Here is a 19,832-nt window from a genome sequence, read left to right as displayed (position 1 = left end):
GCTTGGTTTTACTTTTAGCCTAGGGGCAGCTAGAGGCCGGATCATGGATTTGAAAGTAAGACAAAATCAGTGATCGCGGCCTGTTCCCAATAAATATATTTTTCTGTGGTTAAAAGAGAGATTTTTCAGTTGGGCTTATTAATAACTACTTTAAAATTATTAATCTACAGGTGGAGCATATCAGTTTACTTCGATATTACCATACTTCGCCTGAGTCACTACGGTATACGGCAAAACAACGGTATCAGCGGCTACAGAAAAAACAGCATCTATAGCTACCAGTGGAACACGGTTGATAGTTGATCCAGTATTTACAGTCTGACTGGGTTCGCTATTTAGCAAGCAAAAGGAGTAAGAGGTTCCGCTATAAACTCTTGGAATACTTTCGCAATAGCTTTTGTGGCCTCTATGAGTGATATCTACCTGATTATTCTTAGGGTTAACTGTCTTCACTGTGGCACATGATACACAAACTAGAGAGGCTGATACTAAAGAAATAATACGTTTCACAAACTAATCCTTGCTGATGTGATCTTTCGCGGGGCTATAGAGTAGTGTTTTCTAAATTAGTTCCAGATTTTGCGTGTACTATAAGTAATATCTGTACTCAATTGGAAGTGAAGAAAGTCAAAATTTTCATATCTGAGGTTTACTTTGTCGCTGCTTGGCGGTATCTCAAACTCAGAACATTAGTTTCAAGTAAAGGGCGGACTGATATACGATATTGGTTAGAATTTAAATATTTTTTGCCTGATAGTAATTTTTTAGAGTTATACCCATTTGGCCTCTATGCCTTTTCTTTTAAAATCTTCTAAAATTTCTGGATTTTCTTCATTGTAGAAAAGTATGAGCTTTTTCAGGTTTGGTAGGAGGTTTGTGTCTTCGGTGGAATGGATATCAAAGTCGTCAGTAGTTCCACACCAGAAGGGAATGATTTGTAACCAGATATGGCCACCCCCATCCTGATGAAGGTCAGTTATATCCTTTAGCCATTCTTTCTTAATTTGAATGGACCGGAAGTGGTCGAGAGCTTCGGGGATAGGCTCGTACCCTTCTTCTTCTATATCTATATTTCTTTTGGTGTAACTATCGGCAAACTGAAAAATATCGAATTCAGGCTGTATTACCTTATAATGGTACATTAACTTATCCAGGACTAATAACCTGAAGTTTTCATCCTTGAATTCCGCATATTCACTCATTTTTAAATCTACCTTTACTTTCCATATAAGTATTGTGAGATCCATTTTTTTCATTGTCTACAATATATTTCGTAATAGGGGAAGTTCTTTCGGCTTGAGAGAATAAAAGTAGTTTTTACTAGGTCAATCAAGAATTTTAGGTATATCTTTGGCGGTTAAGTAATGCCGATAAGTTAGAGAATTTGAGTTATCGTACTAATTGCGAATGTTGCTTGTTTCAAATGCCCGCCAAAACTCCCGTTCATAGGCTTGGATTAACCGCACGCGAATGGCAATATCATTTTCTCGAACACCTGAAGCTAGTCCTCTTGCAATTATATCGATAGCCTGATCCCTGAATCCTTCTGGAAGTTGACTAAAAGTCATTAAGAAACTGAGCTGTTCATTGGTAAAGCGCTTATTTTGTTTGAGAGCTTTTGCAACGCGCTCAGCATTTTTGCCAAAACTCTGAAAGTTGATTAACAGGGCAGCGGCAATTTCGGCGGGTGTAGCGTAGTTGGCTAGCCAGGTAGTGTAGGCTGGGTAGGCTTGGGCACCTGCGAGTGGTTGGTATTGTGCGATCTGCTCGGGTGAGATACCCAATGCTTGAATTAGATTAGGTAACAAGGTATTAGCTTGAATTTCTGCTGTCGTAATTCGAGTAAAAAATGCTCTTGTACTATGTCCCGGTAAGCCACCAAAACGATGCAGAGATAGCGCATTACTTCTCAAGTCCGATAAGTTAATAAGGCGTTGCTCCATTGCAAAAGCCTGTAACTTAGCGTCCGGTAGAGTATTTTTTTCCAGCTGTAGAACAAAGACAGGTGTAGGGCCCTTGAGATACAGTTTTTCAAGGCGCTCTATCAGAGCCTTTGCATCCTGTTGGTTTGTGGCGATATCTGCTGTGGCCGGTTGAGTCATGGCCAAAAGAACAACCAGTCCCACAAGAGCGAATCTTAAACAATGCGTATTGGCCACTATTCCAACTCCGCTGGTGCACGAAATAAGCATAGCAGGAAGACAGAAACTGGACTGGTAGCGTATTTGTCAGGCCACAGTACTTTTTCCGCGTATTAATTCGGCGGGATCAATTCGATAGAAATGACTTAACTCCTTATAGAGCTCCGGGTGTAAGGCGTGCATAGCCGTTGGGATCGTATAGAAACTTTCTGTTGCTACAGCAAAGAACTCAGCGGGAGACTGGGCGCCGTATAAATCGAGCACAGAGGGTGTATCACCAGGAAACTCACCGAATTCAGCTCTTTGTCTCAAACGGTGGAATTCCCGGCTCATAACCTCAGCCCAGGTGGCCCCTTCATCACTGCTTTCAAATAGAGGGCGGCCATCAAAGTAACCATCCTCTTCATCGACTTTGTGGGCGAACTCGTGCAGGGCGACATTGTGGCCCCGTTCAGGCGATTGTAAATCTTTCTCCAGGTCACCCCAGGAGAGGACTACGGGTCCACGATAATGTGCCTCCCCTTCACGGGCACTGTGCCTGGCTGTTTCTATATAGCCTTCCCGACGGGTTTCGTGAGCGACATAGGTGTCCGGGTAGAGCAACAGGCTGTAAAGGTTGGGGTAGCATTCATTCTTGCGGCCCAATAGGAGTAGGCAGGCATGGGCAGCGATGGCCACCTTCATGCGTTCATTGACCTGAAGCCCCTCGCAACCGACAAACTCTTTGCCGTGGAGAAATAGGGCGATATTACTGCATAACTCTTGCTGTTGATTGGAGTTAAGGTAGTGATAGAGAGGAAGATTTTCCCTAATGAGTTGTAGCTGTTCCCGTGTTAAGGGTTGTGAGCGCAGGTAAAAAATGCGCCACTGTCGGTAGAAGTGGGGAACCAGCCATATCGCCAGGGCCAGCAGGATAATTGCGATAAAAGCACTCACAGCTTAAATGCCGGTTGTTTGCATGAGATATTATCTTCCAGCTTAAATTCTTGGCAGGGAGTCCCCTGGTGAAATTTCATTTGCCACTGCCCTTTACTTCTAACCCAAATAGATGATCGCTTACAAAACCCCTTGTACTCCCCTTGCTGGCCTCGCCGTGCAGATTTATACAACAGCATAATGACTGTGTCAGAGAGAGGAATGCATTCATAGTTTTGGCTGTGAATTTCCCAGCCCGTATTTTCCTCCTGTTGCATTGATCGCACTATTGCCTTGAAATCAAAGGTCCGCCCGGATTTCCCTACCTCTATAAAATCAGGGCTTAGTAGCCTGCTAATGACTTCAGGGTCTTTGCGTATCTCGAACTGATGCAGCTTTGTTTCATTCTCAATCAGAATATCGGCAATCTCATGTATCACTGTTTTACCCGGTATGCCCCAGTTGCGACAAATTACTATTTGCCTGGTTTTAGAATGGGGAGTTTACTGCCGAATTCAAGGTTTCGGATGGATAGAGTTATCCGGAAGCGAAGCTTGATAAATGGGGGATGTCTGCCAACACTTAGAGCGTCTGGGTGATTTTCCTGTCACTGTGGAGAAGCTTATGCGTTCGCTATTGGCCCTTCTTATCTTGATGTTTGGAGTCTGCACCCAGGTGCTGGCCCAGTCCGGCGAAACCCCGTTAAAAGTAGCGATCGCGGGGGATGCACCGCCCTATGTGATTGACGGTGCGACCAGTGGTTTGGAAATAGATATCGTTCGGCAAGCTCTCCCTGGCTATAAGTTGGAGTTCGTTCAGATGGGGTTTGCGGAGACGGCCCCGGCACTTGAGAAGGGTATGGTTCAGGCAGCGGTGAATGTACTCAAGAAGAATGATGGCCTATTTTACTCGAACAATATGATCAGCTTCGCCAATTACGCCATTGCTAAAGCCAGCGCAGAAATGAAGATTGGCAGTATTGCAGATCTCGCGGGTAAGAAAGTGATCACTTGGCAGGGAGCTCCCATGGATCTTGGGCCCGAATTTGAAAAAATGTTTGGGCCTAATGGCACCCAGAAACAGAATGTTATGCAAGCGCCAACAGCTCGTGACTTGGTTGCCCAATTCTGGAAAATGCCAGATGCGGTCGCCGTGGTGGATATGGAGCTATTTAAGTACTACAGCAATAAAATGGGCCATACCATGGCTCAGGTTGATCTATTCCAGATATTCCCGATGATGACAGACTTTCGAGTCGGTTTCCGCGATGAAAAAGTGCGAGATGACTTTAATCGCGGGCTGGCAGAGCTGTGCACCAGTGGCCGCTACAAAGCCCTATTGCAGAAATACGATGTGGTGCAAAAGCAGGATATTTGTAAGTAGATAGCCTGAAATTGCGGAACAATTACTCGAGAAAGAAGGGGCCTGAATCTTGTGATTTAGGCCTTTCTTGTTTGGTGTAGTGGGGCGGGTTCGGATCTACTGCACTTAGTTCGTTGCCGGCAAATAGAAACTTGCTGCTTAATGAATTCTTGCGGAGTTATCGATAAATCTAATCGGTCTTAGCTCCCAGTTTCTGAATGCTCATAACCTCTCGCCAGTTTGATAAAAGCGCTCAGGTATTCAACTTCGCTGTCGTCTTCACGAGTTCCTAAGAAAATCTGTTTGGCAATACCCTGTCGTCCGAGGCGCACCACCGATAGTGCCAGCTTGGTAGAGTACTCCTCTGCAAGCCAGCGAGGCAGGGCTGCGACCCCGCGGCCGCTGGCCACCATTTGAAGCATGATATCGGTAGTTTCACTGGTCTTGTGGCGCAGTGGAACCACGCCCGCAGGGTTGAGAAACTGGGTATAGATATCCAGGCGGTCCGGTGGCACGGGGTAAGTTAACAGCACCTGATCCCGTAGGTCTTCTGCTGTCAGGTACTTTCGCTTTGCCATTGGGTGATCTCGAGGGACGACCAGCACCTGCTCGTAGTCAAATACGGGATCGAAGCGCAGTCCGGCTTTATAGAAAGGGTCAGGGGTAACTAGCAGGTCGATTTCGTAACCCAGTAAAGCGCCGAGACCTCCAAACTGAAATTTCTGCTTAACATCCACATCCACGTCCGGCCAATCTTCCAGAAATGGCGACACTACTTTCAGTAACCACTGATAGCAGGGGTGGCATTCCATACCGATACGCAGGGTACCGCGCTCACCTTGAGCCATTTGCTTTAGCTTGCTCTCAGCATGTTCCAGTTGTGGCAGGACACGGTTGGCCAATCCAAGTAGATACTCACCAGCCTGGGTCAAGCGCAAGCTGCGGCCCTCACGCAACCAGATAGGGGCCCCGAGGTTCTGTTCCAGTTTGCGTACCGTGTGGCTCAGCGCCGACTGGGTTAGGCAGAGGTGCTTGGCCGCTGCGGTTAGCGAACCGTGATGGTCTACGGCCTGGATTATTGTTAAGTGCGTGCGCTCTAGCATAGCTTTACCCGAGCAAACTATGAGTAAAATTAATGGATAGTTGAAAATATACCATTTTTGTTCATTTATAAAGAGCCTTATCCTGACTGGCAATGTCAATCACCAAGCAAAGAACTCAGTTTTTGCCTTAGGAATCAGGATACCAGGCCGCAATGAATAAAGAGTTTGCATTCACCATCAAGAACTTACGCTTTGATGAAAACTATCGTCCAGCGGATAGCACGCGGATCACCACCAATTTTGCGAACTTGGCGAGAGGGGAGAGCCGTCGGGATAACTTGCTCAACACCTTGAGAATGATTGATCGTCGTTTCAATGCCTTGGCGCATTGGGACAACCCTAGTGCAGATCGTTACTCTGTAGAGCTGGATATTATTTCCGTTGATATTGATATTGAAGGCAACGGAGAAGCCTTTCCTACCATTGAAGTATTGAAGACGAATATTGTTGATCATAAAAACAATCAACGGATTGAGGGCATAGTAGGAAACAACTTTTCTTCATATGTGCGGGATTATGATTTTAGCGTGTTGTTGTTGGAGCATAACAAGAAGCAAGACAAGTTTAGCCTTCCTGAGGGCTATGGTGATCTTCACGGGAAAATTTTTCAATCGTTCCTGAATTCAAATGCCTACAAGGATAATTTCAGCAAGCCCCCTGTTATTTGTCTGAGTGTATCAAGCAGTAAAACTTATCATCGAACTGAAAACCGGCACCCCGTGCTGGGTGTTGAGTATCGGCAGGACGAATACTCTTTAACTGATGAGTATTTCGAGAAAATGGGTTTGCAGGTTCGCTATTTTATGCCGCCGGATAGTGTTGCCCCTTTGGCTTTTTACTTCCAAGGTGATTTGCTTGGTGATTATACGAATCTTGAGCTTATTGGCACTATCAGCACGATGGAGACCTTTCAAAAGATATATCGACCTGAAATATACAATGCAAATTCTGTAGCGGGGACCTGCTATCAGCCCAGCTTGAAGCACCAGGATTATTCACTGACTAAAATTGTTTATGACCGGGAAGAGCGTAGCCAGCTGGCTATAAAGCAAGGGAAGTTTACTGAAGAACAATTTATCAAGCCATACAGAAGTATCCTTGATCAGTGGGCCGCTAATTACGCGCTTTAATTAACAAATATAGATAAGATTATTTTTCATGAATCGCCTATTGCCAACTTCAAGCGCTGGAAGCTTGCCCAAACCATCCTGGCTCGCAGAGTCCGAGAAACTTTGGTCTCCCTGGAAATTACAGGGCGATCAATTACATGAGGGTAAGCAGGATGCCTTGCGCCTGACCTTACAAGAGCAACAACAAGCCGGTATCGATATCGTTAGTGACGGGGAGCAAACCCGCCAGCATTTTGTGACCACATTTATCGAGCACCTCAACGGCGTTGACTTCGAGAAGCGGGAAACCGTTAAAATCCGCAATCGCTATGAAGCGAGCGTGCCGACAGTTGTTGGCGAAGTATCTCGTCAACAACCAGTGTTTGTTCAAGATGCCAAGTTTCTACGCAAGCAAACCAGTCAAGCTATCAAGTGGGCATTACCTGGCCCCATGACAATGATTGATACTCTCTACGATAGCCACTACAAAAGCCGCGAAAAGCTCGCCTGGGAATTTGCCAAAATTCTCAATCAGGAAGCGCGTGAGTTAGAGGCTGCTGGTGTTGATATTATTCAATTTGATGAGCCCGCATTTAATGTGTTTTTTGATGAGGTGAATGACTGGGGGATTGCCACTTTAGAAAAAGCCATTGAGGGGCTGAAATGCCAAACTGCCGTACATATTTGCTACGGCTACGGCATCAAAGCCAATACAGACTGGAAGAAAACTCTGGGGTCAGAGTGGAGGCAATATGAAGAAGCGTTTCCAAAACTGCAAAAATCCAATATCGATCTGATTTCGCTCGAGTGCCACAACTCCCATGTCCCAATGGATCTCCTTGAGCTTATTCGTGGTAAAAAAGTGATGGTGGGCGCTGTTGATGTGGCAAGCAACACGATTGAAACACCGGAGGAAGTCGCCGATACCTTGCGAAAAGCACTCAAGTATGTGGATGCTAAGGATCTCTATCCCTGTACGAACTGTGGTATGGCGCCTCTATCCCGTAAGGTTGCGAACGGTAAGCTCAATGCGTTAAGTGCAGGTGCAGAAATTGTCCGAAGAGAGCTCTCGGTTTAGCTGTCCCCAATATTCAGGTGCTCCCATGTCACTTTCCAGTACAGCCATAGAACCGTTGCGCTTTCGCGAAGCACTGGGGCATTACGCCTCCGGTATTACCGTGATCGCATCGGACTGTGAGGGTGAGCCGATAGGCTTCACCTGCCAGTCGTTTTATAGCGTATCGATGAACCCGCCATTAGTGTCATTCAGCGTTATGTCGAGTTCGTACAGCTACCCCAAAATTCGCCAGGCAGGCCGATTTTCAGTCAATATCCTGTCGGATGATCAGGTTAAGATTTCCAACCAGTTTGCTCGTCAAGGCGCGGACAAATGGAGCGAAGTTGAATGGCAGGAATCGCCGCTGGGGAATCCTATTATCGCCGGCAGCCTACACTGGCTTGACTGTGAAATTCATGCTGAACACGCTGCGGGAGATCACCTGATTGTGATTGGTGAGGTGAAGGCGTTAAACCTACAAAAAGCTGCTGCAAGGCAGCCACTTCTGTATTTCAAAGGTCAATATCGCAACCTTACTGCGGTGCCCCCAGCCGGGTAATACATGTGAGCAACGGGTTGCGGACATGCGGCCCCATCGCCTGCCTCCAGAAGAAACCCGCATTAATTAATTCGAGGAATTTATGGAATTTCTACTCTACCTGCTGCTGGGAGCTGTGGCTGGGGTGCTGGCCGGTCTGTTTGGTGTCGGTGGTGGCATCATCATCGTACCTGTGCTGGTATTCAGCTTTACTGCACAGGGGATCGATCCGCATGTGCTGACCCACCTGGCTGTGGGTACTTCGCTAGCGACTATTGTCTTTACTTCGATTAACTCGGTTTTGGAGCATCAGCGCAAAGGTGCGGTGCTATGGCCGACTTTTGCCTGGATGAGCCTGGGTATTCTTCTCGGTGCAAGTCTCGGCTCGTTCACTGCGGCAGCTATCCAGGGGCCGGTACTGCAAAAGATCATTGGTGTATTTGCTATCACCATTGCCATTCAAATGGGGCTGGAGCTTAAGCCCAAGGCCAGTCGCGCTGTTCCCGGCAAGTTGGGGCTGACAGCGGCCGGCGGGGTAACAGGCTGGGCCTCTGCCATCTTTGGCATCGGCGGTGGCACACTGACGGTTCCCTTTCTGACTCGGCGCAGCGTGCCGATGCAGCAAGCAGTGGCAACTTCCTCAGCCTGTGGTCTGCCGATTGCTGCCGTCGGCGCTCTGAGTTTTATGGTTATTGGTTGGCAGCAACCTGAACTGCCCCAGTGGAGTTTTGGTTTTATCTACCTGCCAGCCATGGTCGGTATCGCCATCACCAGCATGTTTTTCGCCCGTTTTGGAGCGCGACTGGCCCACAAGTTATCTCCGCGATTGCTCAAGCGTTTGTTTGCCCTGCTGTTGCTCTGCGTGGGTGGAAGTTTTCTTCTCTGAGGCATCAATGAATTGCAGTCTATCGATTGCTATCTTGGCGTAGGTGCAGCTGCAAAAGTGGAAGGGGGCTTCAATCCTTTTCCAAGTGCGATCGGGCCCAAGTTAGGAGTATTAACTCCTTACTTTCTTTTGTGTGTCGAAATCTCTAGTCGAGCACAGGACCCTAGTGAGATGAAAATGGATTAACGTATCTGGAGGTTGGACAGTTGGTGCAATTGCTCCCGCTGACTGATGTGCGCATATCTATCCGCTGTATGGAGCGATTGTTTCTAACCCTGTTGGGTCATTCAAGTTGTTTGTGATTGCTTGAAGTGAAGGGGGGTTGCTGGGGTAGGGCGAGGCTGCGAAGAATAAATTGTGCAATGAGCAGTTTGGCACTAGCTGTTCTGCAACAAAAAAGGGCTTACGTCGTGAAACGTAAGCCCTTTTCTTTGTATGGCGCGCTCGGGAGGATTCGAACCTCCGACCGCCTGGTTCGTAGCCAGGTACTCTATCCAGCTGAGCTACGAGCGCGTCGTTATGGGTGCGAACTATAGAGAGTTGATTCGTTGCCGTCAACCTCTTTTTGGAAAAAATCCTTAAAAATCCGCAACTTATCGAGTTTCTGGGCCCCTCTGGGAGCGGTCGACCAGTCTCGACAGGGCGCGAATTCTGCCGTGCCTTTCCTCAATTTGCAAGCCTTCCTTTGAAAAATACTGCCTTGAGTACCGATTGCGCCAGTTATCCGGGGGCGAGGCATTAAATTCCTCGGTGTGATTGGCGGCGAACTATACTCATTACTCTACCGGGATTCCGATGATTCGCACCTTTTCCATTGCCCATTGCCAGGCCTATCTTCCGGCGGCAGGCTTCTCCAGAGATATAGTGAGAATATATGGCGGACGAGCAGGACCAAGAGCGAAAGCTGCCGCAGGGGGAGTCTCCTTCACCGCCATCGGGAAAGCCGGTTCCGCAAGGGCCGCTGAATTGGCTTCAGTACTTCCTGTGGATTTTCCTTTTAATACTGACTGTACAGTACTGCACTAACGGACAGCTTTCTGGCAAGCGGACTGAGTTAGCTTACAGTGACTTTAAGAAAGAGGTCGCCGAAGGCAAAGTTGCCAGCGTGGTTATCGAGGGGGATAGAGTCAGCGGCACTTTTAAGCCGGAGGCGGGCAAGCTGCCGGCGTCAAACACTGGCGAGAAAGAAAAAAAGGCTCCACCGCCGGAACACTTCACAACCATTTTACCTTCCGTTCAAGACCCCGAACTGCTGCCCCTTCTGGAAAAGGAGAAAGTGGAGATCCTGGCAGAGTCTCCGGGAGGGGGCTTTATGCAGCGGATGTTGATTCTGCTTCTGCCCTGGATACTGATTATTGGGCTCCTGGTTTGGATGGGGCGGCGAATGCAGGAAAAGATGGCCAGTGGGGCTCCCGGCAGTCCCTTCGGTTTTGCTCGATCACCAGCAAAGCGGTTTGAGCGCAGTGAGTCCCAAGTGACTTTCGATGATGTGGCCGGGCTGGCAAATGCGAAGAAGGACCTGCAAGAAGTGGCGGGCTACCTCAAGAACCCGGAGCACTATCGCAAGCTCGGAGCGAAGATCCCCCGGGGCATTTTGCTAATGGGGCCTCCCGGTACCGGCAAAACCCTGATGGCGAAAGCGCTGGCCGGTGAGAGCGAAGCGCCATTTTTCAGTATTAGTGGCTCTGAGTTTATTGAGATGTTTGTAGGGGTGGGCGCTTCTCGTGTGCGGGATATGTTTGCCGAAGCCAAGAAAGATGCTCCTTCAATTATCTTTATCGATGAGATTGATTCCGTCGGCCGGGCGCGGGGAACGGGTGTTGGTGGCGGACACGATGAGCGGGAGCAGACGCTCAATCAGATCCTTGGTGAGATGGATGGCTTTGATCCCCAGGAAGCGGTGGTGGTGGTTGCGGCAACCAACAGGCCCGACGTTCTCGACGCGGCACTGCTAAGACCGGGGCGCTTTGACCGAAAAATTACTCTGGACCTTCCAGACAAGGCCGCACGTAAGGAGATTCTTGAGATTCATTCCCGCGATGTCCCATTGCACGGCAAGGTGGATCTGGAGCGGCTCGCGGCCCTGACCGCAGGTTTTGCCGGCGCGGATCTGGAAAACCTGATTAATGAGGCCGCACTGTTGGCAGGGAGAGAAGATAAGTCCGCAGTGGATATGGATTGTTTGTTGAGGGCGAGGGATAAAGTGGTTCTCGGTGGCGAGCGCGAAATGGTTATCAGTGAGGAGGACAAGCGGATTATCGCCTACCACGAAGCGGGACACGCGCTGGTAGCAACGCTATTGCCCAATGCAGACCCCTTGGAGAAGGCGACTATTATTCCCAGAGGGCACAGTCTCGGCGCTACCGAGCAGATTCCCACCGAAGAACATCACAGTATGCAGGTCAGTTATCTCCGCGATCGTATCGGCGTAATGCTTGGGGGGAGGGTCGCTGAGCGGGTGGTGTTCAAGGAGGTGAGCACTGGTGCTGAGGCAGATTTAAAGCAGGCGACGCGACTGGCCCGTCACATGGTGACGCACTGGGGGATGAGCGAAAAATTAGGCCCTGTCGCTTTCCGCCGGGGAGAGGAACATATATTTCTTGGACGTGAAATGGCCCAGCAGAAGGACTTCAGCGAACACACCTCAGAGATTATTGATGACGAAATTATTGCTTTGATCAGCGGAATTGAGATGAAAGTAGATCAGTTGCTGACAAAAAATCGCAAGAAATTGGATGCATTGGCTGTGGCTCTTTTGGAAAAAGAAACCCTCGATGCAGCGGAAATAAATGAAATACTTTCCCATGTGGCTTCGGGTGGTGATGACACTTCTATTGCGCCGAAATAGCTCCTGGCTTTAATGGAAATTTATTTTCCAGGCAGACCCGCTGGTCAAATTTAATGTATTTAAATGTACCAGGTTAATTGAGTTTATTAGTTTTGAATTGCCGGTAACCTGAAATATCGAAGGGCACTTTCAGACTAATCTAAAAGAGCTGAGAGCGCATCAATTTAAAATAGACAAAAAGTTTTGTGTTTTTGGGGTGGTTTAGATACATATTGTCATTGGCTTTTTTGAAAATAATCAATTTTCTATGTAAAAGGGCAACTTAGAGTATCGCCCTTAAACAGTGCATAATTTTATTTTTTCCAGTCCCTTTAATTTTTTTCTTCAAGTTGAAAGAACTTTCCAGACTAATTGAGTTATTTTTACAGACATTTACGGTAAATAGACTTCCACACACGGTTGTGAGCCTGTAACCTGTCCATGTCACAGATTCACTACGAAATCTGTGCCTCTTTATCAGCGCGGTCTTGAATCGGAGCTTCACTTAGTCGGAGCCTCTTTATGAGGTAGAGCAGTGGAGCCAGGCAGTACCGATTGCGATAAGTCCGTTGTTGTACATAAAAAAAATAAAACAATGGAGAGAAAACATGGGAAGTCCGTCAAAACCCAAGCAGCACTCTGCTCTGCTTTCCGCCTGTTCCGTAGCAACTCTTTGGTTAGCCAGTGGTATTAGCCCCAGTTATGCCGCAGAGGGAGCAGTCGGCACCCTTATGGAAGAAGTGCAGGTAACAGCCCGTAAGCGTGCAGACGCAGAATTACTTCAGGATGTTCCGGTAGCGGCTACCGCCTATTCCGGTGACCAACTGGAGGCTCTGCAAACCAGGGATTTACAAAGCCTTTCTTTCAAAATGCCCAACGTCCAGCTGGAGGATGTGGGTACTGTAAAAAATACGGCAAACTTCACTGTGCGCGGTCTTGGAGTGAATAGCTCTATTCCATCAATTGATCCCACAGTAGGGGTCTTTGTCGATGGTATGTACCTCGGTGTGAATGCGGGTGTTGTTACCGATGTGTTTGACCTGGAGGGTATCGAAGTTCTCCGTGGTCCGCAGGGCCTGCTATTTGGCCGTAATGTTACCGGTGGCGCTGTCGTAGTTAAAACAGCGCGCCCAACTGATGAATTCTCTGCTCGCGTCAAGGTGTCCACAACGGATAATCTGGATGTGGTGACTGCGGGTTCAATTAATGGTGCCATCTCTGACGATGTTAACGGCCGCCTGACCGTTTACTACAACGATGACCGTGGATGGTTCGAAAATGTTGCCACCGGCAATGATAATGCCGGTGCCTCTGACAGCTGGTTTATTCGCCCAAGCTTTAGTGTTCAGCTCAATGAAACGGCAGAACTGCTTGTGCGGATGGAGCACGGGCGTATGGACTCAGATGGGGTTGTCGCTCAAAACCGTGGTAACGAAGCTTATGTAGTTGATACTGGTAACGGTATTATTGCCTATCCCAGCGCAACCCAGATTGCTGAGGCATACGGTATTCCTGATTGGGACAATAGTGAAGATTCTTTTGAGGTGGCCCAGGACGAAGAGGGTTATCAAAAAGACGAGTGGTCCCAGATCATTACTGAGTTCAATAAAGATGTTGAGTTCGGTGATGGCACCATCACAAATATCTTGGCTTGGCGTGAGTATGAGGCACGGGGCTTGGGGGATATTGATTCCCTACCTTTTGTCGGTTTCCATGCGGACTCAAGCGTGGATCAGAGCCAGTTGAGTAATGAGCTGCGCTATGCCGGCCGTTTCGGTCGCACAGCCATCACTGCCGGTGCCTATTGGTTCTCTCAGGATGTAACCTACCTGGAAAATCGTTTATTAGCCGATGGTTATGGTGGCATTATCGATTGGACCGGTGGTGGTGTGCAGGATCACAGTACTTATGGATTCTTTACCCAGGCTGATATCGATCTGAACGAGGCCTGGGTGTTGACCCTGGGTGGACGCTACTCGAGTGAGGAGAAAGATGCGAAGATTGCCTCTATTCCCCTGAACCTCTGCACACTGGATGGCTGTGCTGCCTACGACTTTGAAGATAGCGAAAGCTGGAATGCCTTCACTCCCAAAGTTGGCTTGCAGTGGACTGTTTCAGACGAGACGCAGCTCTACACATTCTGGACCAAGGGTTTCCGCAGTGGAGGGTACAACTTCCGCAACGCAGGTATAGATCCGACCACAGGAATGCCTTATACCCCGCAGGCAACAGACCAGGAAGAGCAAAGCAGCTTCGAAATTGGGGCTAAGGTAGATTGGCTCGATGGCCGTGTTCGGACCAATATGGCGGTATTTCACAACACGATTGATGATATGCAGCGGGAGGAGAATCTCGCTGACGCAGTGACCGGTGTGGCGCAAATTATTCGAAACACCGCAGATGCGACAATTCGTGGTGCTGAACTGGAGACCATGGCTGCGCTCAGTGAAAACCTGCTGCTTACCTTCAACGTGGGCTATGTAGATGGCGATTACGATAAGGTACTCGGTGACCTGAATGGTGACGGCCTTGTGGATGATGAAGATCTGGGTCTCGAGATCCCACGCCTGGCGCCATGGACTTATGGTATAGGGTTAGTGCACGATTTGTCTCTGGGTTCCTACGGAACAATCACCTCCCGCATTAACTACAATCATCGCGATGAAGCACCTTATACGGATGACAACAGAGGCATGTTGTCTGAAGTGGAAATGGTGGACTTTAGTATTGGTTATACTGCGGATAGCGGCCAATATACAGTTTCTGTATTCGGTAAAAATATGCTTGATGAAGTTACTGAGGGTAATGACACGCAGCTACCAGTTACCCTTGGTGGTATCGGTGCCAGCTTTACCCCGCTGAATAAAGGTCGTGTTATGGGGGTTGAGTTTATTTACGAACTCTAATCTCGGTTGAGAATTTGCTGCTTAGAGAAAGTAATTTTTAAGCCAGCAGACTTCGAAACGGCCAGTTCCTTTTCACAATTAAAAGTTGTGATGGGGCTGGCCGTTTTTTATTGGGTTGCGTGTTGAATAAAAACTGCTTGATGATTTTTGATACTCTTGTTTTGTTGGCGTGGCAATAAAAGTGAACCTATAAAGGGGAAAAATATGCGGTTTATTGATCTGCCTACATTTGGCGGGCCTGAAGTTATGCAATTGAAGGAGATGGATAAGCCTGTTCCCGGCGCAGACGAAGTCCTTATCCGTGTAGCTGCAGCTGGGGTTAATCGCCCTGATATTGTGCAGCGCCAAGGGCATTATCCCGCACCTTCCGGGGCATCGCCGGTATTGGGATTGGAAGTGGCTGGTGAGGTTGTTGAAGTCGGGGAAAAAGTTGTGCGCTGGCAGGTGGGAGATAAAGTTTGTGCCCTGACCAATGGTGGAGGTTACGCAGAGTACGCAGTAGCCCCAGAGGGACAATGCCTCCCGGTCCCTGCAGGCCTTAGTCTTATTGAGGCAGCTGCATTGCCGGAAACTTTTTTCACCGTATGGACTAATGTATTTGACCGCGCGGGTTTAAAGCCGGGTGAGGTGATTTTAATCCATGGTGGTTCCTCTGGCATTGGTACCACGGCAATCCAGTTGGCCCATCAATTGGGAGCCCGGGTTTTCACTACTGCGGGAACAGAAGATAAATGCGCAGCCTGTGTGGCCTTGGGAGCGGAGAAGGCGATCAACTATCGGGATGAAGATTTTGTCTCCGTGGTGCGCGAGATGACAGATGATCACGGAGCTGATGTTATCTTGGATATGGTGGGCGGTAGCTATATCAATAGCAATATTCGTGTGGCCGCTAACGACGGCAGAATCGTGAATATTGCCTACCTGGCTGGCGCTAAAGTAGAAGTAAATATGATGCCGGTGATGTTGAAGCGACTTACATTGACCGGCTCAACTTTGAGGGCACGCTCGCCAGAAGTGAAAGCCGGTATTGCGAAATCACTGGAGCAAAAGGTTTGGCCGCTAATTGAAGCGGGTAAAGTGCGGCCGCAACTAGCCGCTGAATTTCCTCTGCATCAGGCGGTTGAGGCCCATAAATTACTCGAGTCTGGCACTATCACCGGGAAAATCGTTTTAACCTTGTGAGGGCTTGTGGTTGCCTAGGGCGAGGAGTAAGTGGGCATCCGCTGAATAACGCCCTCAGGCACATCCCCGGGTTCACAATAGATTTTGCCGGGCAAGCGCTGTAGAGGTGGGCGGACTGTCACATCATCGCTCATCATTTCCACATAGGCTTTGTAGAGATTGCTGATATTGCGTACATACTGCACGGGCTCGGAGCCTCTCACATAGCCGTATCTCGCCCGTTTAAAGTATTGGGGCTGGGCCAGTTTCAGCATGGCGACTTCCACATTGTCGAACCACACATTGGGATCCAGTCCCAATTCTTTAGCCAGCCGTTGGGCATCGAGTAAGTGGCCGTATCCGGCATTGTAGGAAGCGAGAGTAAACCAGAGTTTATTTACGGTTGGCAAAGCGGGATTAAAGCGATCGCGCACCCAATCCATATATTTTACCCCCGCTTTAATACCTCTTTCAGGTTCGAACAGCGGCGGAGGAAATCCCATTTCCTCGGCTGTGGCAGGCATTACCTGCATCAACCCCTGCGCGCCAACTGGAGATACGGCTTTAGGGTTGAAATTGCTCTCCTGCCACATTTGCGCGACGATCATGCGCCAATCAAAATCGTATTTAAAGGCAGATTCCTTCACCAACTCATCGTAAGGAGAGAGGTTTTCTCCCGGTATTACCCGGGAACTTACTCGCTGGGTAAATCGTTTGTTCGGCTCAAAATAAGCCTGGTACTGCTTCTGGTACTGGCTCGTTTTTCTATAATTTTTCAAAAACTTATTCAAGTTCTGTAACAGGTGCCAATTTTGTCTTAATACCATCCAGCCCTGTGGACGCGGGTCACCGATAAGGGTTCCGAGTACCAGTTGTGGCTGAACGGATGCCTCAATCTTGGCTCGACCGGAGTGGGATATAGTCGCATCTACCAGCCCGTCGGCGATTAATGAGAAGATTTGTGACTGGGAAATATCTGGCGGCGCCACACGGATATCGACATCAATACCAGCTTCTTTCAGTGTTTCAGCGGTTTCAATAAATGATGAATAGGCGCGCAGGGTTAATTTGCGGCCATTAAGATCCTGAATCTGGGTAATAGGGGGGCTGCCTTTACCACTGACGATCTGGTCTGTGGATTCGACATAGGGCTTGGTGAATACCATGCCCTGGTCTTCACGGGCACTGGTAATATTGAGTTCGGCCCCGGCAAAGTCACCGCGACCCGCCCTCAGCCAGTCGGCAAGGTCTTCTTCGTAGGGGACAACAATAACCTGGAGTTGGAGTTTGTGCTTATTGGCAAAAGCCTGGGCTAGGTCGTAGTCAAACCCCATTAATACCCCTTTCCATAAGAAATAGGTTGTCGGCCCGTTATAAGTGAGTAGCCTGATTACTCCAGATTTTTTAATACCCTTCCAATCGGTAATGCGTTCTTCCTGGGATTTAACCAGGTTGCGGGTCAAAAAATTATCGAGAGTGGTATGCAGGCGTTTGGAGTCTTTGCGTACGCCCCAGGCAATATTTTGTACTTCAGATACATCTGCACCAATCCGCATGTCATCGCGGTAATTGCGCAAATCCTGGGCTGAAAAATCTTCCAAAATAGCAACCCGGTTCTTTTGGCCATTAATGATATCCAGCAAGGTATCTCGGTTACCATTAATATCAATTTCTCGAATAGTTAGGTTTGAGTTTGGATTTTCGGCAACAAGTTGCTCTGCTGTTTCTTTAATAGAAGAGCCGGCGGGGATAATAAATTCCAGGTCCTTTAATTTGCTCGCATCTGAAATATCTGGACCCTCAGGACCAGTGACGAGTACTAACCGCGAATGGCGAAGAGGAACCGTGAAGTCAATAATTTCTTCACGGGCGTCAGTGACAGTCAGGTTATAGGCAATTACATCTGCCTGGCCATCGATCAGCATTTGCACCGCGTCATCGGGCGTTTCAGCTTTTATCCACTTGGGTTCCAGCTTTAACTGTTTGGCCAGTTTGTTGGCAAGTTCGAAGTGACGGAGACTCACCACATCGTCACGAGGTAACAGGTCCTCGGAAGCACCGGTTAAATTAACGAACCGAATTGTGCCGTGTTTTCTTATGTCCCTAAGGTCACCGGTTTCGACGTAGTTGACTTGCTGTTCTTTAGCGGGGGTTATTTCAGGCAGTTGCCCTGATCGCTTGTCGGCATCCTGCGCTTCGGCAGCTGACATGGTGACTGATTCGGCTACTCCAGAATCACGATCTGGTTCCGTGCAGGCCGCAAGGGCAAGCAGTAGTACTGAAAGTAGTATCAAGGTCCACTGGTTGAGGTGGATAGCAGTAGATTCACTATCCATATATTGCTCCGAAGGCACTCTACCTCAATCATTATAGTGTCGCTTGATTTGCGCCCTTTAATTGTTAAAGAAATCAGTTTTCGATGGTATTAACTTTTGCAGTGAAGTTCCCTTTGGCCAGCTTAATATGGACTTGCTGGTCGGTATCCAGTTCTGAACTATCGCGAATTGCGCGATTTTCTGAATCCAGAACAATGGCGTAGCCTCGCTGCAATACTGCCAGGGGACTGATGTTTTGTAGTAATTGAGCCCCGTGGGAGAGTTTGTCACCGCCGCGCTGTAATATCAGTTGTATCGCACGCTCCAGGTTTCCCTTGAGTTGGATTAACTGCTTTCGACTGTTGTCGAGTCGGCGTGTCGGTAGGTTGTGGGCAAAAGCTCTGGAGGCGGAATCCAACTGGGATTTGCGATTTTGGATTTGCTGTTGGCAAGCTGCTATCAGGCGCATCTCCAAATGATCCAGCCGTTGGGCTTGGTTGAGGAGCTGCTCTTTGGGGTGGCGCAAACGGTTGCGTCGCAATTGAACCTGTTGAGATAAATGCTTCAATTGGTTGTCCATGGCGCGGTGCAATCTGCGCTGGACCTGGTCAAGCCGCTGTAAAATTTCTGCAGCATTGGCGCTGGCTATTTCCGCCGCGGCAGAAGGGGTGGGGGCGCGCAGGTCTGCGGCTAAATCTGCAATAGTCGTATCGGTTTCGTGGCCGACTGCAGAAATAGTGGGAATAGGGCTTGCGGCCAGTGCGCGGGCGACAATTTCTTCATTAAAAGACCACAGGTCTTCCAGGGAGCCTCCGCCGCGACCGACAATTAATAAATCGTGGCGACCACTGCGGCCCGCTTTTTCAATCGCTGCCGCGATTTGCTGAGCGGCACCCTGACCTTGAACGGCTACGGGCCAGATTTCAATTTGTGCAGAAGGGTGTCTCCTGCCCAATACGTGAATCATATCCCGTATTGCCGCGCCTGTCGGCGAAGTGACAATGCCGATATTGGTTGGCAAAAACGGAAGAGAGCGTTTTCTGCTTGTTTCGAACAGGCCTTCGGCATGCAGTTTTGCTTTGAGCTGTTCCAGCTGGCGCATCAGGGCGCCAAAGCCGGCCTCCTCCATATGCTCAACGATTAGCTGAAATTCTCCGCGCCCTTCGTACAGGCTCACCCTGGCCCTGATTAAAACCTCGCGACCATTTTGCGGCCGAAAGGCGACACTGCGATTGCGACCGCGAAACATGGCGCAGCGCACCTGGGCCCGCGCATCTTTAAGGCTAAAATACCAGTGTCCGGAGCTGGGCATGGAAAAATTGGAAATCTCCCCACTGATCCATAGAAGGGGCACACTGCTTTCCAAAAGATGTTTAACTTCCCGATTCAGGTCACTGACCGACAGCACGCTGCGCTTGGCATTTTGACTAGGGGGAATTGTCTGCATCGGTGAATCTCGTCGCGCGTATTGGGCGGAGCAATATTGCAGTATCGCCCTTATAGGTAAAGAGC

The 19,832-nt window shown here is 48.8% G+C and carries 16 protein-coding genes and 1 tRNA gene; 8 read left to right on the top strand and 9 right to left on the bottom strand.

The annotated features are described in order from the left end of the window. Window positions 1–180: 180 nt before the first annotated feature. The 5 genes from ACJJIW_RS22260 to ACJJIW_RS22240 all read right to left on the bottom strand — a co-directional run bounded on the left by ACJJIW_RS22260 (window position 181) and on the right by ACJJIW_RS22240 (window position 3,496). Window positions 181–510, bottom strand: a complete 330-nt coding sequence (locus ACJJIW_RS22260; protein ID WP_444936388.1) for a YceK/YidQ family lipoprotein — start codon at window positions 508–510, stop codon at window positions 181–183. 260 nt (window positions 511–770) lie between these two features. Then, entirely contained in the window at window positions 771–1,256 is a 486-nt protein-coding gene (locus ACJJIW_RS22255) for a DUF6892 domain-containing protein (protein ID WP_444936387.1), read from the bottom strand. A gap of 141 nt (window positions 1,257–1,397) precedes the next feature. Further along, window positions 1,398–2,159, bottom strand: coding sequence for a thiaminase II/PqqC family protein (locus ACJJIW_RS22250; RefSeq protein ID WP_444936386.1), 762 nt, complete (start codon window positions 2,157–2,159; stop codon window positions 1,398–1,400). A 69-nt stretch (window positions 2,160–2,228) separates the two neighbouring features. After that, window positions 2,229–3,077: a M90 family metallopeptidase gene (locus tag ACJJIW_RS22245; protein ID WP_413662861.1), complete on the bottom strand. Its 849-nt coding sequence runs from the start codon at window positions 3,075–3,077 to the stop codon at window positions 2,229–2,231. Beyond that, the gene (locus ACJJIW_RS22240) at window positions 3,074–3,496 is read right to left on the bottom strand and encodes a nuclear transport factor 2 family protein (protein WP_444936385.1); all 423 of its coding nucleotides are present in this window, start codon (window positions 3,494–3,496) and stop codon (window positions 3,074–3,076) included. Before ACJJIW_RS22240 ends, ACJJIW_RS22245 begins: the two co-directional genes overlap by 4 nt. Window positions 3,497–3,680: 184 nt before the next feature. Here ACJJIW_RS22240 and ACJJIW_RS22235 point away from each other — a divergent pair, with 184 nt between their 5' ends. Beyond that, complete coding sequence (locus tag ACJJIW_RS22235) at window positions 3,681–4,439, top strand: substrate-binding periplasmic protein (RefSeq protein ID WP_444936384.1); 759 nt, start codon at window positions 3,681–3,683, stop codon at window positions 4,437–4,439. A 179-nt stretch (window positions 4,440–4,618) separates the two neighbouring features. Here ACJJIW_RS22235 and ACJJIW_RS22230 read toward each other — a convergent pair whose 3' ends face one another. After that, window positions 4,619–5,521, bottom strand: coding sequence for a LysR family transcriptional regulator (locus ACJJIW_RS22230; RefSeq protein WP_444936383.1), 903 nt, complete (start codon window positions 5,519–5,521; stop codon window positions 4,619–4,621). A gap of 152 nt (window positions 5,522–5,673) precedes the next feature. On the opposite strand from ACJJIW_RS22230, the gene ACJJIW_RS22225 reads away from it, so the two are divergent. The 4 genes from ACJJIW_RS22225 to ACJJIW_RS22210 all read left to right on the top strand — a co-directional run bounded on the left by ACJJIW_RS22225 (window position 5,674) and on the right by ACJJIW_RS22210 (window position 9,111). Beyond that, window positions 5,674–6,651, top strand: coding sequence for a DUF1852 domain-containing protein (locus tag ACJJIW_RS22225; RefSeq protein ID WP_444936382.1), 978 nt, complete (start codon window positions 5,674–5,676; stop codon window positions 6,649–6,651). A 28-nt stretch (window positions 6,652–6,679) separates the two neighbouring features. Beyond that, entirely contained in the window at window positions 6,680–7,708 is a 1,029-nt protein-coding gene (locus ACJJIW_RS22220; RefSeq protein WP_444936381.1) for a methionine synthase, read from the top strand. Between the two features lie 25 nt (window positions 7,709–7,733). After that, complete coding sequence (locus ACJJIW_RS22215; protein ID WP_444936380.1) at window positions 7,734–8,246, top strand: flavin reductase family protein; 513 nt, start codon at window positions 7,734–7,736, stop codon at window positions 8,244–8,246. A gap of 82 nt (window positions 8,247–8,328) precedes the next feature. Next, the gene (locus ACJJIW_RS22210; protein ID WP_444936379.1) at window positions 8,329–9,111 is read left to right on the top strand and encodes a sulfite exporter TauE/SafE family protein; all 783 of its coding nucleotides are present in this window, start codon (window positions 8,329–8,331) and stop codon (window positions 9,109–9,111) included. A gap of 436 nt (window positions 9,112–9,547) precedes the next feature. On the opposite strand, the gene ACJJIW_RS22205 is transcribed toward ACJJIW_RS22210, so the two are convergent. Further along, window positions 9,548–9,624, bottom strand: a tRNA-Arg gene (locus ACJJIW_RS22205). 361 nt (window positions 9,625–9,985) lie between these two features. On the opposite strand from ACJJIW_RS22205, the gene ftsH reads away from it, so the two are divergent. From ftsH to ACJJIW_RS22190, 3 genes are all read left to right on the top strand, one after another. After that, entirely contained in the window at window positions 9,986–11,959 is a 1,974-nt protein-coding gene (gene ftsH / locus ACJJIW_RS22200) for an ATP-dependent zinc metalloprotease FtsH (RefSeq protein WP_444936378.1), read from the top strand. 587 nt (window positions 11,960–12,546) lie between these two features. Continuing rightward, window positions 12,547–14,844 carry a TonB-dependent receptor gene (locus ACJJIW_RS22195; RefSeq protein ID WP_282933714.1) on the top strand — a complete coding sequence of 766 codons (2,298 nt, stop codon included), beginning with the start codon at window positions 12,547–12,549 and terminating at the stop codon, window positions 14,842–14,844. A 204-nt stretch (window positions 14,845–15,048) separates the two neighbouring features. Then, window positions 15,049–16,026, top strand: coding sequence for an NAD(P)H-quinone oxidoreductase (locus tag ACJJIW_RS22190; protein WP_282933713.1), 978 nt, complete (start codon window positions 15,049–15,051; stop codon window positions 16,024–16,026). Between the two features lie 14 nt (window positions 16,027–16,040). On the opposite strand, the gene ACJJIW_RS22185 is transcribed toward ACJJIW_RS22190, so the two are convergent. Further along, complete coding sequence (locus ACJJIW_RS22185; protein ID WP_282933712.1) at window positions 16,041–18,341, bottom strand: transporter substrate-binding domain-containing protein; 2,301 nt, start codon at window positions 18,339–18,341, stop codon at window positions 16,041–16,043. A gap of 73 nt (window positions 18,342–18,414) precedes the next feature. Further along, complete coding sequence (gene xseA / locus ACJJIW_RS22180) at window positions 18,415–19,767, bottom strand: exodeoxyribonuclease VII large subunit (RefSeq protein ID WP_282933711.1); 1,353 nt, start codon at window positions 19,765–19,767, stop codon at window positions 18,415–18,417. Between the last annotated feature and the right edge of the window lie 65 nt (window positions 19,768–19,832).

This window comes from Microbulbifer maximicatervae (SeqCode) (assembly GCF_052467815.1).
Note: the sequence above shows the minus strand (reverse complement) of the source record. Positions and strands in the feature narration are given on the sequence as shown.

Excerpts from the sequence above, each read along its gene's own strand:
- ACJJIW_RS22255 (WP_444936387.1), bottom strand. The coding sequence starts at position 1,256 with ATGAAAAAAATGGATCTCACAATACTTATATGGAAAGTAAAGGTAGAT.
- ACJJIW_RS22235 (WP_444936384.1), top strand. The coding sequence starts at position 3,681 with ATGCGTTCGCTATTGGCCCTTCTTATCTTGATGTTTGGAGTCTGCACC.
- ACJJIW_RS22230 (WP_444936383.1), bottom strand. The coding sequence starts at position 5,521 with ATGCTAGAGCGCACGCACTTAACAATAATCCAGGCCGTAGACCATCAC.
- ACJJIW_RS22225 (WP_444936382.1), top strand. The coding sequence starts at position 5,674 with ATGAATAAAGAGTTTGCATTCACCATCAAGAACTTACGCTTTGATGAA.
- ACJJIW_RS22220 (WP_444936381.1), top strand. The coding sequence starts at position 6,680 with ATGAATCGCCTATTGCCAACTTCAAGCGCTGGAAGCTTGCCCAAACCA.
- ACJJIW_RS22215 (WP_444936380.1), top strand. The coding sequence starts at position 7,734 with ATGTCACTTTCCAGTACAGCCATAGAACCGTTGCGCTTTCGCGAAGCA.
- ACJJIW_RS22210 (WP_444936379.1), top strand. The coding sequence starts at position 8,329 with ATGGAATTTCTACTCTACCTGCTGCTGGGAGCTGTGGCTGGGGTGCTG.
- ftsH (WP_444936378.1), top strand. The coding sequence starts at position 9,986 with ATGGCGGACGAGCAGGACCAAGAGCGAAAGCTGCCGCAGGGGGAGTCT.
- ACJJIW_RS22195 (WP_282933714.1), top strand. The coding sequence starts at position 12,547 with ATGGGAAGTCCGTCAAAACCCAAGCAGCACTCTGCTCTGCTTTCCGCC.
- ACJJIW_RS22190 (WP_282933713.1), top strand. The coding sequence starts at position 15,049 with ATGCGGTTTATTGATCTGCCTACATTTGGCGGGCCTGAAGTTATGCAA.
- ACJJIW_RS22185 (WP_282933712.1), bottom strand. The coding sequence starts at position 18,341 with ATGGATAGTGAATCTACTGCTATCCACCTCAACCAGTGGACCTTGATA.
- xseA (WP_282933711.1), bottom strand. The coding sequence starts at position 19,767 with ATGCAGACAATTCCCCCTAGTCAAAATGCCAAGCGCAGCGTGCTGTCG.